The sequence below is a fragment of the Pseudomonas sp. E6002 genome (genome assembly GCF_013385565.1).
In the GTDB taxonomy this organism is placed as follows: domain Bacteria; phylum Pseudomonadota; class Gammaproteobacteria; order Pseudomonadales; family Pseudomonadaceae; genus Aquipseudomonas.
Genome location: NZ_JACAPT010000016.1, coordinates 22,954 through 38,074, shown reverse-complemented (window position 1 = coordinate 38,074; position 15,121 = coordinate 22,954). Strand labels below are relative to the sequence as shown.

Genomic DNA, 15,121 nt, shown 5'->3' with positions numbered 1-15,121 from the left:
CTCAGAGGCGCAACTCACCGTCCAGGTTGATGGCCTGCAGGAACGCCTCGTCATGGGACACCACGATCAGCGCGCCCTGGTACTGATTGAGCATTTGCTCCAGGGCAATCCGGCTGGGCAAGTCCAGATGGTTGTCGGGTTCGTCCAGCAACAACAATTGCGGCGGATGCTCGGCGTAGAGCTGTGCGGCCAGGGCAATTTTCAGACGCTCGCCGCCGCTCAGTTGGCGCGTATCGAGGACCGCCCGGTCGGCATCGATGCCCATTTGCGCCAGCCGGGTACGCGCTTCGCTTTCCGCCAGTAGCGGATTACTTTCGTAAAGCCATTGCACCGCCGTGCGCTCGGGGTGCTCCAGCCCGGCGTGTTGGTCCAGCCAGCCGATATGGCAACTGCGCGCCAACTCACCGGCAGCCACCGGCAACTGGCCGGCAATCACCCGCAGCAGGGTCGACTTGCCACTGCCATTGGCTCCCAGGATCGCCATGCGCATCGGGCCGGTCAGGGTGAGATTGATCGGTGCGCGGCTGCCAAACGGCAGCACCACCTCGTTGAGTTGCAACACCAGCTTGCCCTGGGGCACCACGCTTTCCGGCGACAGCATCATGCGCTGGATCTCGGGCGCACACCGCGCACGCGCCTCGGCGATCCGCTGCTGTTGCTGCTCACGCGCCAGCTGCTGGTTGAGGCGCAACTTGCCCTGGCTGTTTTCACTGCGCTCTTTCTGGGCGTTGGTGATCAGTTTGGTCTGGTTGCCATCCCGGGCCTGGCGGTCGCCCCGGGCATTGCGGCGCTGCTGACGCTCCATCTGGATGACCGCTTCACGCTGCTCACGTTTGGCGTGCGCGCGCTCCCCCTGCAACGCCGACTGGAACGCCTGCTGCTCCTGCTCCCGTGTCGCCGCATAGTGGCTGTAATTACCGCCGTACACCGCCAAGCCCTTGGGCGACAGTTCGACAATCTCGTCCATGTGCTCCAGCAGCCCGCGATCATGGCTGATCAGCACCAGGCCGCCGGGCCAGCGATCAATCTGCTGGGCAAGCTTGTGCTGCTGATCAATGTCCAGGTGGTTGCTGGGCTCATCGAGGATCAACCAGTCTGCCCTCGACAACCAGGCGCCCAGCAAAGCGACGCGCTGGCGTTCGCCGCCACTGAGGGCCGCGGTTGGCGAGTCGGCAGTCAAGTGCCCCAGGCCGATTTGCTCCAGGGCCGCCGCCAGTCGAGGCGCGCAATCCCATTGATCAACGGCCAGTGCATGGTCGTGTTCGTCCACGCTGCCCTCGGCGATGCGCGCCAACGCCGCCAGCACTTGGTCGACACCCGCCAACGCCGCCACGCTGGGATAGTGTTCGGGCTCCAGCAGTTGCGTCACCGCGTACACACTGCCCTCACGGCGCACATGCCCGCGGGTGGGCTGCAGGGTGCCCGCGAGCATTGCGCCCAACAAGGACTTGCCAGTCCCGTTGGCCCCCACGAGGCCGGTCGCACGGGCGCTGAAGGCATGGTTCAGGTTGTCGAACAGGCTGCGTCCATCCGGCAGGCTGCAGGCGACATGGGCAAGGTGGAGCAATCGCTGGGTCATCACACGTCCTTATGCAACAGGCTGAAAAAAACCTTTGAACAGCATACCTGTCCTGGATACGGGCACTGAAACAATGCCAAACAGCCTTTTTCAGCCTACCTTGTAGGATCCTGCCACATCTTGCCGTTTGGTGATCAAGATTCCGGCACGTATGATGCATCCCAAACTCCCGCAGATTAGAAGCCTATGTCCCTGATAGTTCTACTGCTTCTGCCTTTTATCGGCAGCTGTCTGGCGGCCTTGCTGCCGCACAACGCACGCAACACAGAGTCCCTGCTGGCCGGCCTTGTGGCCCTGGTCGGGACGGTTCAAGTCGCCCTGCTCTACCCCCAGATCGCCCACGGTGGCGTGATACGTGAAGAATTCATGTGGTTGCCCAGCCTCGGGCTGAACTTCGTATTGCGCATGGACGGTTTTGCCTGGTTGTTCTCGATGCTGGTGCTGGGCATCGGGACCCTGGTGTCGCTGTACGCCCGGTATTACATGTCGCCGGAAGACCCGGTGCCGCGCTTCTTCGCGTTTTTCCTGGCCTTCATGGGTGCGATGCTCGGCCTGGTGATCTCCGGCAACCTGATCCAGATCGTGTTTTTCTGGGAGCTCACCAGCCTGTTCTCGTTCCTGCTGATCGGCTACTGGCACCACCGCGCCGATGCCCGGCGTGGCGCCTATATGGCGCTGATGGTCACCGGCGCGGGCGGTTTGTGCCTGCTGGCGGGGGTGATGCTGCTCGGGCATATCGTCGGCAGCTACGACCTGGACCAGGTCCTGGCTGCCGGTGATCAGATCCGTGCCCATTCGTTGTACCCGATCATGCTCGCCCTGGTGCTGATCGGCGCCCTGAGCAAAAGCGCGCAATTCCCCTTCCACTTCTGGCTGCCCCACGCCATGGCTGCACCGACGCCGGTGTCGGCCTACCTGCACTCGGCAACGATGGTGAAGGCCGGCGTGTTCCTGCTGGCCCGCCTGTGGCCGTCGCTGTCCGGCAGCGAAGAGTGGTTCTGGATTGTCGGCGGTGCCGGTGCCATTACCCTGCTGCTCGGCGCTTATTGCGCCATGTTCCAGAACGACCTCAAAGGCCTGCTGGCCTACTCCACCATCAGCCACCTCGGGCTGATCACCTTGCTGCTGGGCCTCAACAGCCCGCTGGCCGCTGTCGCCGCCGTATTCCATATCCTTAACCACGCCACTTTCAAGGCATCGCTGTTCATGGCGGCGGGGATCATCGACCACGAAAGCGGCACCCGTGACATCCGCAAGCTCAGCGGCCTGTTCAAGCTGATTCCGTTTACCGCCACCCTGGCGATGGTCGCCAGTGCGTCCATGGCCGGCGTGCCGCTGCTCAACGGTTTCCTGTCCAAGGAAATGTTCTTCGCCGAGACCGTATTTATCTCCGCCACCGCCTGGGTGGAAATCGCCCTGCCGGTCATCGCCACCATCGCCGGTACCTTCAGCGTGGCCTATGCCCTGCGCTTTACCGTGGATGTGTTCTTCGGCCCCAAGGCCACCAACCTGCCCCACACCCCGCACGAGCCGCCACGCTGGATGCGTGCGCCGGTGGAGTTGCTGGTGTTTACCTGCCTGCTGGTGGGGATTTTCCCGGCCCAGGTGGTCGGTTCGATCCTCGCCGCAGCGGCCCTGCCGGTGGTCGGCGGCGAACTGCCGGAATACAGCCTCGCCATCTGGCACGGCTGGAACGCGCCGATGATCATGAGCCTGGTGGCCATGTCCGGCGGCGTGGTGCTCTATCTGCTGCTGCGCAAGCAACTCAAGTTGGGCCGCTTCAAATACCCGCCGATCATCAGCTACTTCAATGGCAAGCGCGGCTTCGAGCGCTGCCTGGTGGTGATGATGCGCGGGGTGCGCAAGATCGAAAAACGCATCAGCACCAAACGCCTGCAAACCCAGCTGTTCCTGCTGGTGCTGGCGGCGGTGATCGCCGGGTTGATCCCGATGCTCTACAGCGGCATCAGTTGGGGCGACCGGCCGAAGATCCCGGGCTCCATCGTGTTCGTCACCCTGTGGCTGCTGGCAATCGCCTGCGCCCTGGGCGCCGCCTGGCAAGCCAAGTACCACCGGCTGGCAGCCCTGACCATGGTCAGCGTGTGCGGGATGGTGACCTGCGTGACCTTCGTCTGGTTCTCGGCGCCAGACCTGGCGCTGACGCAACTGGTGGTGGAAGTGGTCACCACCGTGCTGATCCTGCTGGGCCTGCGCTGGCTGCCACGGCGGATCGAAGAAGTTTCCCCACTGCCCAGCTCGCTGCGCAAGGCACGCATCCGCCGCCTGCGGGACTTCCTGCTGTCCACCGTGGTCGGTGGCGGCATGGCGCTGCTCTCCTACGCGATGCTGACCCGCCAGACCCCCAACGACATCTCCTCCTTCTACCTCAGCCGTGCCCTGCCAGAAGGCGGTGGCAGCAATGTGGTGAACGTGATGCTGGTGGACTTCCGGGGCTTCGACACCCTGGGAGAAATCACCGTGCTCGGCGCCGTGGCGCTGACCGTCTACGCCCTGCTGCGCCGCTTCCGTCCGTCGAAGGAAAGCATGGAACTGCCCGCGCAACAGCGCCAACTGGCACCCGACGTGGCCACCGACCTGATCAACCCGCGCCAGGCCAGCGACACCGCCCTGGGCTTCATGATGGTGCCGGCGGTGCTGGTGCGCCTGCTGCTGCCGATTGCGCTGGTTGTCTCGTTCTACCTGTTCATGCGTGGGCACAACCAACCGGGCGGCGGGTTTGTCGCCGGCCTGGTGATGTCCGTCGCGTTCATCCTGCAATACATGGTCGCCGGTACCCAGTGGGTCGAGGCACAGATGAGCCTGCGGCCGATGCGCTGGATGGGTTTTGGCTTGTTGTCTGCAACCCTGACCGGGCTGGGCGCACTGCTCGCCGGCTACCCGTTCCTCACCACGCACACCTGGCACTTCAGCCTGCCGGTGCTGGGGGACATCCACGTCGCCAGCGCGCTGTTCTTCGACGTCGGTGTGTACGCCATGGTGGTCGGCTCGACCTTGCTGATGCTCACCGCCCTCGGCCACCAATCGGTGCGCGCCCATAAACCCAGTAACCAGGCGAAAGCCGTTGCCAGCCCAGGAGGAGCCGCCTGATGGAAGAAGTCATCGCAATTGCCATTGGGGTCCTGGCGGCCTCCGGCGTCTGGCTGATCCTGCGGCCACGGACGTTCCAGGTGGTGATGGGCCTGTGCCTGCTCTCCTACGGGGTCAACCTGTTCATCTTCAGCATGGGCAGCCTGTTTATCGGCAAGGAGCCGATCATCAAGGATGGCGTGCCGCAAGACTTGCTCAACTACACCGATCCGCTGCCCCAGGCCCTGGTGCTGACGGCAATCGTGATCAGCTTCGCCATGACCGCACTGTTCCTGGTGGTGCTGCTGGCATCCCGGGGCCTGACCGGCACTGACCATGTGGACGGCCGGGAGCCCAAGGAATGACCTGGATGAATCAACTGATCATCGCGCCGATCCTGCTGCCGTTGCTGACCGCCGCGCTGATGCTGATGCTCGGCGAGAAGCACCGCCCGCTCAAGGCGCGGATCAACCTGTTCTCCAGCATGGTGGGCCTGGGCATCGCCGTGCTGTTGCTGTACTGGACCCAGAAAGGCGGCCCCGGCTCCATCGGTGTGTACCTGCCGGGCAACTGGCAGGTGCCGTTCGGCATCGTGCTGGTGGTGGACCAACTCTCGGCGATGATGCTGGTGCTCACCGGGATCATTGGCGTCAGCGCCCTGCTGTTCGCCATGGCCCGTTGGGATCGGGCCGGCACCAGTTTCCATGCGCTGTTCCAGATTCAGCTGATGGGCCTGTATGGCGCCTTTCTGACCGCCGACCTGTTCAACCTGTTCGTGTTTTTCGAAGTGCTGCTGGCGGCGTCCTACGGCCTGATGCTCCACGGTTCCGGCCGGGCGCGGGTGTCGGCGGGGCTGCATTACATCTCGATCAACCTGCTGGCCTCGACCTTGTTCCTGATTGGCGCGGCGCTGATCTATGGCGTCACCGGTACCTTGAACTTTGCCGACCTGGCACTGAAAATCCCCCTGGTGCCGGAAGCCGATCGCGGCCTGCTGCATGCCGGTGCGGGCATCCTCGCCGTCGCCTTCCTGGCCAAGGCCGGGATCTGGCCGCTGAACTTCTGGCTGGCGCCTGCCTACTCCTCGGCCAGTGCGCCAGTGGCGGCGATGTTTGCGATCATGACCAAGGTCGGCGTGTACACCGTGCTGCGTCTGTGGAACCTGCTGTTCTCCGGCCAGGCGGGTGCCTCGGCACTGTTTGGCGGCGACTGGCTGATCTACGGCGGCATGGCAACCATCGTCTGCGCGGCGCTGGCGATGATCGCGGCGCAACGCCTGGAACGCATGGCCAGCCTGAGCATCCTGGTGTCCGCCGGGATCCTGCTGTCGGCGGTGGGGTTTGCCCAGCCAAGCCTGACCGCCGGGGCGCTGTTTTATCTGGTCAGCTCCACCCTGGCGCTGAGTGCGCTGTTCCTGCTGGCCGAATTGATCGAGCGTTCGCGCTCGGCCAACGACATGCCCCTGGACGACGAAATCGAAGCCCTGCCCAAGGCCATGGAATCCCTGCATCCGCCGCCCGGCACCAACCTCGACGATGAACAGAAAGCCGTGGTCGGCCAGGTGATTCCCTGGACGGTGGCGTTCCTCGGCCTGAGTTTTATCGCCTGCGCCCTGCTGATCATCGGCATGCCGCCGCTGTCCGGGTTTATCGGCAAGCTCAGCCTGCTCAGCGCCTTGATCAACCCGTTGGGCCTGGGCAATGCCATCGACGAACCGGTGCGTCCGGCCGCCTGGGGCCTGGTGGCACTGCTGATCTTCTCCGGCCTGGCTTCGCTGATCGCCTTCGCCCGCCTCGGCATCCAGCGCTTCTGGACCCCGGAAGAACGTCCATCGCCGCTGCTGCGCCGCTTCGAATGCGTGCCGATTTTCTTCCTGCTGGGCCTGAGCATCGCCCTGACGTTCAAGGCCGAGCCGCTGATGCGCTATACCCAGGCGGCCGCCGAGAGCCTGAACAACCCGGAACACTATGTGATGGCGGTCATGGCGACGCGTCCGGTGCCGAGCCCTGAAGCCAAGGCCGCCGCCCTGGAGGTGCAGCCATGAAGCGCCTGTTCCCTGCCCCGTGGCTGTCATTGGCATTGTGGTTGTTGTGGCTGGTGCTGAACCTGTCCGTCAGCCCCGGCAACCTGCTGCTGGGGGCGATCCTCGGCTTTGCGGCACCGCTGATGATGGCGCCGTTGCGCCCGCTGCCGATCCGCATCCGCCGCCCGGGGGTGATCATCCGTTTGTTCTTCCTGGTGGGGCGTGACGTGATCATCTCCAACCTCGCCGTGGCCTGGGGCATCCTGACCTGCGGCTCTCGCCCACCGCGTTCGCGCTTTATCAAGATCCCCCTGGACCTGCGGGATGCCAACGGCCTGGCCGTGCTGGCGATGATCACCAGCGTGACGCCGGGCACCGTATGGTCGGAACTGGCCCTGGACCGCAGCGTCCTGCTGATCCACGTGTTCGACCTGGATGACGAAGCGCAGTTTATCGAGCACTTCAAACACGCCTACGAACGGCCCCTGATGGAGATCTTCGAATGAGCGCCCTGCTCTCCAATGCGATCCTGTTCAGCCTGTTCCTGTTCTCCCTGGCCATGGTGCTGACCCTGGTGCGCCTGTTCAAAGGCCCGTCGGCCCAGGACCGGGTCCTGGCGCTGGATTACCTGTACATCCTGGCCATGCTGATGATGCTGGTGCTGGGTATTCGGTATGCCAGTGACACGTATTTTGAAGCGGCTCTGTTGATTGCGCTGTTTGGCTTTGTGGGGTCATTTGCCCTGGCGAAATTCCTGCTGCGTGGGGAGGTGATCGAATGATCAATGTCGACGTGTTGCCGCTGTGGGTTGAAGTGATCGTCGCGGTATTGTTAGTGCTGAGCAGCCTGTTTGCGCTGATTGGGGCGATTGGGTTGTTGCGGATGAAAGACTTCTTCCAGCGCATGCACCCGCCGGCGCTGGCCTCGACCTTGGGCGCCTGGTGCGTGGCGTTGGCCTCGATCATCTACTTTTCGGTGCTCAAGTCCGGTCCGGTATTGCACGGCTGGTTGATCCCGATTCTGCTATCGATCACGGTGCCGGTGACCACGTTATTGCTGGCACGCACTGCGCTGTTCCGCAAGCGCATGGCTGGGGATGATGTGCCGGCTGAAGTCAGTAGCCGTCGCACTGACAGCGGCAGCTGATCCCGGCAGGCGCCGCAGTGGTGAAATTCGTTCTCCAATAGAATCCATAAAATAGAACCTCAATCGCTAATCCCGGTATCGGGATCACTTTATGAGGTTCTCCCCCATGGCATTCACTCCCCTTGTCCAGGCCCATCTCGACGCGTGGGTTGCCTGCGCCGCTGACTTCGGCCCATTTCTCACGGGCCAGGAAACCACCCTCACCCTCAATGAGCAGCGCAAGGCTTATGAGCAGGTGCTTTGTTCCCATCCGATTCCCGCCGGTGTCAGCTTTTGTGACGTCGATATGGGTGGCGTACCGGGCATGATGGTCGTGCCTGATGGGTTTGAGGGTGACCAGGTGCTGCTTTACATCCACGGCGGTGGTTATGTCGGCGGCAGCCCGCGGGGCTACCTGGGCCTTGCCGGCCACTTCGCAAAACTGCTGGGTGCAAAAGTCTACCTGCCCGACTACCGCCTGGCGCCCGAGCATCCGTTCCCCGTACCTATTGATGACACGTTGCAGGCTTATCGCTGGCTGCTCGACCAGGGCAATGACCCCAGGTCCATCGTGTTCTCGGGCGATTCGGCCGGCGGCGCAATGGTGGTGTCGGTGATGGTCAAGGCCCGCAACGCAGGCCTGCCACTGCCCGCCGGGGGCGCCGCCTTGTCGCCGTGGGCCAACCTGGAACACACCGGCGCCTCCATCGACAACCGTGACGGCCTCGACCCGCAAGCCTCCCGCCTGGGGCTGACGCTGCTTGCAAAAGCGTTTCTCAATGGCGCGCTGCCGAATGATCCCGATGCGTCGCCGGTGTTCGCGGACGTCCGGGGATTGCCGCCCATTCTGGTGCAGATCGGCGAAAACGAAGTCATGCTCAGCGACGCCATGCGCCTGGCCACCCACCTGGGGGAAAACCGGGTACGCGTGTCGCTGGAGGTTTGGCCCGGGATGTTTCATGTCTGGCATTTGTTTGCGGCAATCTTGCCCGAAGGCATGCAGGCCGTGGCGAATGCGGCGTTGTTTCTGGACCAGGCAATACGTGGCAGCCGTAGCGCTTGAGGGGTTGCCCAGAGCGCGGGAAAGGTAGCGCTCCTGCCGATAACTATCTGTCACCTGGGACCCCACCGCCCCACCTACCTTTATCGGACAACGTATCCCGATACAGGTAATGATCATGTATACCCATTCCGATGCACTGACCACGCTGTTTGATTTGCTCAACTCGCTGAATGCGCTGATTTCACATTTGACGAGCCAGCAACAGGCAGCCAAGCAGCGGGGCCTCGAGTTGTATCAACTCGGTGAATTCGAAGAGTGCGAAACCCATTTGACCATCTCTGCCTCGGCCGGCGATGCGCCGTCCCAATACGCCCTGGGCGAAGCCATCCGGCGCCGGGTCGGCAGTGTCGACCCCGAGGCCCAGGCGTGGTACCGCCTGGCCGCCGCCCAGGATCATGTGTACGCCCTGATGCGCCTGGGTGGCGAAACCAACCTGGCCAAGGCCAAGGCCCTCGCCCAGGCAGGTGCCGATGCTGGCGACGGCGCAGCGATGCTGCAGCTGTATGAACTGACCAAAGATCGCTCGTGGCTGAGAAAGGCAGGTGATGCAGGCTGCGCCGAGGCCTATTACATTGCGGCGCTGTTGTACGACAAAAACCCGGAGGCCAGTGACAACCGCGACTCCATGCTCAGGTATGCGGCCTTCAAGGGCTTCCCGCCAGCGATGAAGTGGCTGGCCAACATGCAGACCTACTACCGCAACCTCTCCTACCAGCGCATACACCTGGAAAAACGGCTGGCGCTGAATGACCTTGATGGCGTCATGACCTATGCCGGTGCGCTCGGCGGGTTCGATATCGATGAAAGTGGCACCAACCGCTATCACTACCCCGAGAACAAAATCCACGCCTATGGGCTCTACTGGCTGGTCATGGACAGTACCCGGCAAAACCCACGGCACGCCGATGCCGCAGGCTACCTGCAACAACTGGCCAGCGCGCTGACTGCCGAAGAAATGGAAACAGCCAAGGCGTATGGCCGCCAGTGGAAAACCGAGCACCCGGCGCTGTCGGAGTTCAGGTTGACCTACAGCGACCTGAAATGACCGGCGTCTGATGACGGATTCGAGAGCACATCCTTCAGTTAAAGATTAATTAATCCAAAAACAGCTTGGCGAAGTATTTCCAGGCTGGTACGGTTTAGTGGATTATTTAATCCACTAAACCTCAGGCCTCCCCCATGACAGCTCACACCCCTCGCTTCAACCACAAAGTCGCCCTGGTCACCGGCGGTTCCCGCGGTATCGGCGAAGCGATTGTCCGCCGGCTTTCAATTGAAGGTGCAGCGGTCGCGTTTACCTATTCCTCCTCTGCCGACAAGGCGCAAGCGCTGGTTGGCCTGATCGAAAGCAAGGGCGGAAAAGCCTTGGCGATTCAGGCCGACAGCGCCGATGTGGCGGCAATAGAACGGGCGGTCGCGGCCACTGTCGAGCATTTCGGCGCCTTGAATATCCTGGTCAACAACGCCGGGATCCTGCTGATGGGCACCGTCGACACCTTCAGCCTGGAAGACTTCGACCGAATGTTTGCGGTCAATGTGCGGGCCACGTTTGCGGCGGCCAAGGCCAGCTCGGCGGTGATGCACACGGGTGACCGAATAATCACCGTCGGCAGCGTGGTCGCCCAACGTTCGGGCTTCCCGGGCTCCAGCGTCTATAGCATGACGAAGTCGGCGATCGCCGGTATGATCCGCGGCCTGGCGATTGATTTCGCGCCGCGCGGCATCACCGTCAACAACGTGCAGCCGGGCCCGACCAGCACCGACATGAACCCGGCAGACGGGCCCCATGCGGACATGATCAAAAGCCTGATCCCCTTGGGCCGCGTGGGCACCGCCGACGATGTTGCCGGCATGGTTGCTTATCTCGCGTCCGAAGAAGCGGCATTTGTCACCGGCGCAAGCATGACCATCGATGGCGGCTACCTGGCCTGAGCCTTCACCTGCATTTTCCCCCGAGGTAACCATGGCAAGACCCAGAGCATTCGACCGCGACCAGGTGCTGCGCGAGGCCATCCGGGTTTTCTGCGACAAGGGTTTTGCCGCGGCCTCGACTGAAGAACTGATGCAGGCCATGGGACTGAGCCGCCAGAGCATGTACAACACCTTTGGCGACAAACGCCAGTTGTACCTGTTGGCGATGGCCGAGTATCAGCGCACCGGCGTCGACGACTTGATCGAGCGCCTGAACCAGGGCCCGACCCCGCTGCAGGCACTGCACGACACCCTGCAATCCTTCGCCACCCGCGCCCTGCGGGAAGGGACGGCGGGTTGCATGGGCGTCAATGCCATCTGCGAGTTCGGCCTGGAAGATGATGAGATCAATCAACTCACCGCCCACAGCGCCGAACGCTTGCGCAATGCATTCGAACAGACGCTGGAGCGTGCGCAGGAACAAGGCGAATTGACCGTCGGCACCGATCTCTCGGGCGCGTGTGATTTTCTGATGGCCACCCTCAGCGGCATGAAAGTCGCCAGCAAGGGCGGCGCCACCACTGAGCAGCTGGAGCGCATTGCGGGTTTTGCACTGCGGGCGCTCAGCGCAAACGCGTGATCAGCCCACTACAGGATCGGCGCGCCAAATCGACCCAATCGTGGCATCCAGTGATCCAGGATCTGCGCTGACGCCAGGATATGGTGGGCATGCCCGATCAACAGCCGACGCGGCACAAACCCGATATAACGGGAGTCATCGCTGTTATCGCGATTGTCGCCCAGCATGAAGTAACTGTCGGCAGGCACCACCACCGGGCCGAAATCGCGCAGCGCCCGTACTGTCGGCATGAACTGCACCGTGCGCTGGCTGCTGTTCGCACGCTCCGTCACCTTGATACCCGGAACTGTTTGGCCAGGCGCGATGGGCTCGCTGATGTCCTGCCCATTACTGTAGGTGGCCGGCGTACCGTTGACCCACAACACCTCGTCGCGCATTTCCAGGGTATCGCCGGGGATACCGACAATGCGTTTGATCAAGCGCGTGCCGTCCTTGGGCGAAGAGAACGTGACGACATCTCCGCGCTGGGGGTTATCCAGTCTCGCCAGGGAAATATCGGTGAGGGGCAATTTGAGGTCGTACGCGACGCGGTTGACCAGCACCACATCGCCCTCAAGTAACGTCGGGCGCATGGAACCGGACGGGATGGGATTCCAGTCAGCCAGGGAGGTGCGGAAAACCCCGAAGCACAGCCAGAAAATGATCGCGTAACGGTAGCGGATTAACCAACGGCGCATAGATCCTCGCAATACGAAAAGGCACACCGGCCTGCGCCGGGTACCCACGGTGATTTTTGGCAATGCTCGCTTATTGCATCGCAAGATTAAATTAACATTAGCGTTGCCGACCCATGACAGTCGATATTTTCAAGCACACAGAAAAGGAGTTTCACGCCCCATGGATAGCAAATGTTCGGTCTTTATCGCAGCCAGCGTCGACGGCTTTATTGCCAGGCCAGACGGTGATATCGAGTGGCTTCATCGCCCTGAGTACGAAGGCGCCGAATTGAACGGCGTGACCTATGAACACTTCATCGCCACCGTGGATGCGCTAGTGATGGGCCGCAAGACTCTGGAAAAAGTGTTGTCCTTTCCGGAGTGGCCCTATGAGGGCACGCCGGTCATAGCACTCTCTCACCAATCGGTTGAGCTACCTGCAGCTTTGAAGGGCAAGGTTGAGGTGGTGAGCCAGGATGTCACCAGCCTCGTGGCAGCGTTGGCCGAGCGCGGGATGAAACACCTGTATATCGACGGAGGCCAGACGATTCAGGCGTTTCTTGAGGCGGGTTTGATCGACGAGATGATCATCACACGTATTCCGGTTGTGCTGGGCCAGGGGATCCCCTTGTTCAGCCAGTTGGGTGGCGAGCATGAGCTTCGGCATATCGGCACGTATGCGTCGGATAATGGGTTTGTTCAAAGCCGGTATGAGGTGAGTGGCAAGCGCTGATGGTCGCGGGTTAACACCCGGAAATTTCCGACAGCTTTTTAGGGTTGTCGCTCAGAAGATGGCTCCCTACTCTTCGGTGGTCGCTGCAAATTCAGCGACCGGGTTTCGCAGCCCGGGTAAACTCTAGACGCACAGCGTCCACCACAAGATAGCGGGCGCTTTTTTATGCCTGATGTTATGGCGGCTGTGCGCGGGATACCTTCGGGTATGCCGGGTGCCTAGAGTCCCGGTCTGCGAACCTGCGTACAGCTGCCACCCGATTGTCGTTTCGCAGCGATGGGTGGCGGCTCCATTACTCTAGGAGCGTCGTCATGATCAAAGACAGTCCAAACCCGCCACTCGATTCACCCTCGCTTCACGCGGCTGCTCATCGGGCGATTAATCATTATCTGAATCCCTCTTCTGAACCTGATTCGCCTGACGAGAGCTCCAAGCTTTTTGTCGTGCGTGAAGGGTTGGACGCGGAGACGTTGTTGGTCAATGCATCGGAGGACTTGGCGTCGGTGCAGGTGTTAGCTACGAATCTGGCATTTGAAATCGATGGGCCGTCCCGGAGTGTGGCGTTGGGGATTTGCCGGATGTTGGAGGGGATTCAGTTATTGGTCGATAGCACCCTTGATCAATACGGCGCAACACACAACCAACTACGTTAAAGAGGAAAAAACACAACGGGGTGGATCTATTCGATTTCAACTAGACCCGCCCCTCCATTAGAGAAAAATCCTACATATTGCTCACACACTTCAAAGAGAATCTTCCGATATTTCCTATTTGCCATTTTTTGTATTCTGAAAACCAATAGATCAGGATGCTTCTTTATGGCTAACCACGGTTACATGACTATCAACGGAAAAACCCAGGGTCTTATTTCCGCAGGCTGCTCTACACAAGACTCTATCGGTAACAAATGCCAGGAAAGGCATCGCGACGAAATAATGGTGATGTCCTATAACCACAACATGCTCAATGAAGGGAATGTCAGAGCTGCGACTCATGGGCCAGTGGTCATTACAAAAAACGTCGATAAAGCTTCACCTCTGTTGGCGATGGCACTTTCCAAAAGAGAAGAGCTTAACTGCATCATCCATTTCTACCGTATTTCTCAGTTTGGCCAACACCAGAAGTACTACACCGTCGACCTACGGGGTTGCATCATCGCGGACCTTTCCCTTGACGTGCCCCACGCAGTACTGATGCACGATATAGATGCACAAGAGCATCTCTCCATCCGGTATCGGGAAATCATCTGGACTCACCATCTGGCCGGTACCAGTGGCTACAGTTCATGGCCCGAGACCGATCTATGAAACTAAATCAAGAACCATCGACGCCAACGTTTCATGAACTGTGGGAAGTTAGTCAAGCCGCAGCAAAGCTGACGAATCACGCCTGTGCGATCAGTGGGCGGCATCTCAAGGATGGGATAACACGGTCCATATTCAACCGGGAGGTTGCTTATTACGCGCGCAGTATTGTCAGGGATGTTGAACAAGGTAAGAAGACTATTGCGCAAGGGGCATCACTCGGCATTATCTGCGATGGGATATGGCGAGCGTGAAGCGAATATGGCATATGGCTCTGTTGATATTGGGCTTTCTGCCTACAGCGTTACAAGGCACGTGTTAAAACCAGATGCCTGGCGTTTATTTAGGTATCTCAATACGGACAAAATACGAGCATACAAGACCATGGGGCCAACTTCATTGGCATTTGAAGCAGGCGCAGACGTCTTAACGCTAAAGAACTTATATCAAGAGACAAAAAATTGATTATTTTAGCTTTCTTGATTTTTTCGGTATTCGGCATTCTATTTGCGTACAGCCTCAAAGTGATCCTTTCCAGCAAAAATATTGGTTACACCAAGCTCCTGCTAGGCCTGGGGGTAAACATGCTTTTTATGAGCGTACACATGGACATCGTTAAATTTGATAATTTCTTGTACTTCGGGCATCACCCGGAAATCATTAATAACTACGAGTCGGTTGGTTGGCTCGCATTTATCTGTCTTTTCCTCCATGCGTTAGCACTTCCTGTCAAACGTGACTTGAAGTGGTGGTGGCAGCGCTTACCCGGAAAGTCCCAAAGATGATCACCTGGACGTTTGATTGTTCCCAGGCTCTGCGTAGGAATGCATACCGTGACGCCCCGCATCAACTCGTGCAGAACTTCAACCTCGCATTGACGGCGGGACGCAGAGCGTCCGGGGCGGCATTCCCACGCGGAGCATGGGAACAATCGATAACGCTCTTGCCCCACCACTCGGCACCTCGCTTAGGCTAGCGCCTAAGATCAAGATCAAAAGCA

17 protein-coding genes are annotated in these 15,121 nt (G+C 60.4%); 15 read left to right on the top strand and 2 right to left on the bottom strand.

Going from position 1 to position 15,121, the window contains the following annotated elements; translation table 11 throughout:
* Nucleotide 1: 1 nt before the first annotated feature.
* The gene (locus HX815_RS14395; RefSeq protein ID WP_177028455.1) at nt 2-1,579 is read right to left on the bottom strand and encodes an ABC-F family ATP-binding cassette domain-containing protein; all 1,578 of its coding nucleotides are present in this window, start codon (nt 1,577-1,579) and stop codon (nt 2-4) included.
* Between the two features lie 186 nt (nt 1,580-1,765).
* Here HX815_RS14395 and HX815_RS14390 point away from each other — a divergent pair, with 186 nt between their 5' ends.
* From HX815_RS14390 to HX815_RS14345, 10 genes are all read left to right on the top strand, one after another.
* Nucleotides 1,766-4,687 carry a monovalent cation/H+ antiporter subunit A gene (locus HX815_RS14390; RefSeq protein WP_003211746.1) on the top strand — a complete coding sequence of 974 codons (2,922 nt, stop codon included), beginning with the start codon at nt 1,766-1,768 and terminating at the stop codon, nt 4,685-4,687.
* Entirely contained in the window at nt 4,687-5,031 is a 345-nt protein-coding gene (locus HX815_RS14385; RefSeq protein ID WP_003192163.1) for a Na+/H+ antiporter subunit C, read from the top strand. Before HX815_RS14390 ends, HX815_RS14385 begins: the two co-directional genes overlap by 1 nt.
* Nucleotides 5,028-6,710, top strand: coding sequence for a monovalent cation/H+ antiporter subunit D (locus tag HX815_RS14380; RefSeq protein WP_102369506.1), 1,683 nt, complete (start codon nt 5,028-5,030; stop codon nt 6,708-6,710). The genes HX815_RS14385 and HX815_RS14380 overlap by 4 nt, the downstream gene beginning before the upstream one ends.
* Nucleotides 6,707-7,195 (top strand): Na+/H+ antiporter subunit E, encoded by a 489-nt coding sequence (locus tag HX815_RS14375; RefSeq protein ID WP_003211750.1) that lies wholly within the window; start codon nt 6,707-6,709, stop codon nt 7,193-7,195. Before HX815_RS14380 ends, HX815_RS14375 begins: the two co-directional genes overlap by 4 nt.
* Nucleotides 7,192-7,470 (top strand): K+/H+ antiporter subunit F, encoded by a 279-nt coding sequence (locus HX815_RS14370; protein WP_003211751.1) that lies wholly within the window; start codon nt 7,192-7,194, stop codon nt 7,468-7,470. The genes HX815_RS14375 and HX815_RS14370 overlap by 4 nt, the downstream gene beginning before the upstream one ends.
* Nucleotides 7,467-7,835, top strand: a complete 369-nt coding sequence (locus tag HX815_RS14365) for a Na+/H+ antiporter subunit G (protein ID WP_003211753.1) — start codon at nt 7,467-7,469, stop codon at nt 7,833-7,835. The genes HX815_RS14370 and HX815_RS14365 overlap by 4 nt, the downstream gene beginning before the upstream one ends.
* A gap of 106 nt (nt 7,836-7,941) precedes the next feature.
* Complete coding sequence (locus HX815_RS14360) at nt 7,942-8,877, top strand: alpha/beta hydrolase (protein WP_177028454.1); 936 nt, start codon at nt 7,942-7,944, stop codon at nt 8,875-8,877.
* 115 nt (nt 8,878-8,992) lie between these two features.
* The gene (locus tag HX815_RS14355) at nt 8,993-9,922 is read left to right on the top strand and encodes a sel1 repeat family protein (RefSeq protein WP_177023298.1); all 930 of its coding nucleotides are present in this window, start codon (nt 8,993-8,995) and stop codon (nt 9,920-9,922) included.
* 134 nt (nt 9,923-10,056) lie between these two features.
* Nucleotides 10,057-10,809 (top strand): 3-oxoacyl-ACP reductase family protein, encoded by a 753-nt coding sequence (locus tag HX815_RS14350; protein ID WP_177028453.1) that lies wholly within the window; start codon nt 10,057-10,059, stop codon nt 10,807-10,809.
* A 31-nt stretch (nt 10,810-10,840) separates the two neighbouring features.
* A complete protein-coding gene (locus HX815_RS14345; RefSeq protein WP_102369509.1) occupies nt 10,841-11,428 on the top strand; it encodes a TetR/AcrR family transcriptional regulator in 588 nt (195 codons plus the stop codon).
* A gap of 8 nt (nt 11,429-11,436) precedes the next feature.
* On the opposite strand, the gene lepB is transcribed toward HX815_RS14345, so the two are convergent.
* The gene (lepB, locus tag HX815_RS14340; protein WP_008432435.1) at nt 11,437-12,105 is read right to left on the bottom strand and encodes a signal peptidase I; all 669 of its coding nucleotides are present in this window, start codon (nt 12,103-12,105) and stop codon (nt 11,437-11,439) included.
* Nucleotides 12,106-12,265: 160 nt separating this feature from the next.
* Between lepB and HX815_RS14335 the strand changes: the two genes are divergently transcribed.
* The 5 genes from HX815_RS14335 (at nt 12,266) to HX815_RS14315 (ending at nt 14,906) form a co-directional block, all read left to right on the top strand.
* Nucleotides 12,266-12,817, top strand: a complete 552-nt coding sequence (locus HX815_RS14335; protein WP_177028452.1) for a dihydrofolate reductase family protein — start codon at nt 12,266-12,268, stop codon at nt 12,815-12,817.
* Between the two features lie 311 nt (nt 12,818-13,128).
* Nucleotides 13,129-13,470 (top strand): DUF6124 family protein, encoded by a 342-nt coding sequence (locus tag HX815_RS14330; RefSeq protein ID WP_177028451.1) that lies wholly within the window; start codon nt 13,129-13,131, stop codon nt 13,468-13,470.
* Nucleotides 13,471-13,635: 165 nt separating this feature from the next.
* On the top strand, nt 13,636-14,124 hold the full coding sequence (locus tag HX815_RS14325; protein WP_177028450.1) for an Hcp family type VI secretion system effector: 489 nt from the start codon (nt 13,636-13,638) through the stop codon (nt 14,122-14,124).
* A gap of 174 nt (nt 14,125-14,298) precedes the next feature.
* Nucleotides 14,299-14,586 carry a DUF4225 domain-containing protein gene (locus HX815_RS31675; RefSeq protein WP_256351104.1) on the top strand — a complete coding sequence of 96 codons (288 nt, stop codon included), beginning with the start codon at nt 14,299-14,301 and terminating at the stop codon, nt 14,584-14,586.
* Nucleotides 14,583-14,906, top strand: a complete 324-nt coding sequence (locus HX815_RS14315) for a hypothetical protein (RefSeq protein WP_003211775.1) — start codon at nt 14,583-14,585, stop codon at nt 14,904-14,906. The genes HX815_RS31675 and HX815_RS14315 overlap by 4 nt, the downstream gene beginning before the upstream one ends.
* Nucleotides 14,907-15,121 lie beyond the last annotated feature (215 nt).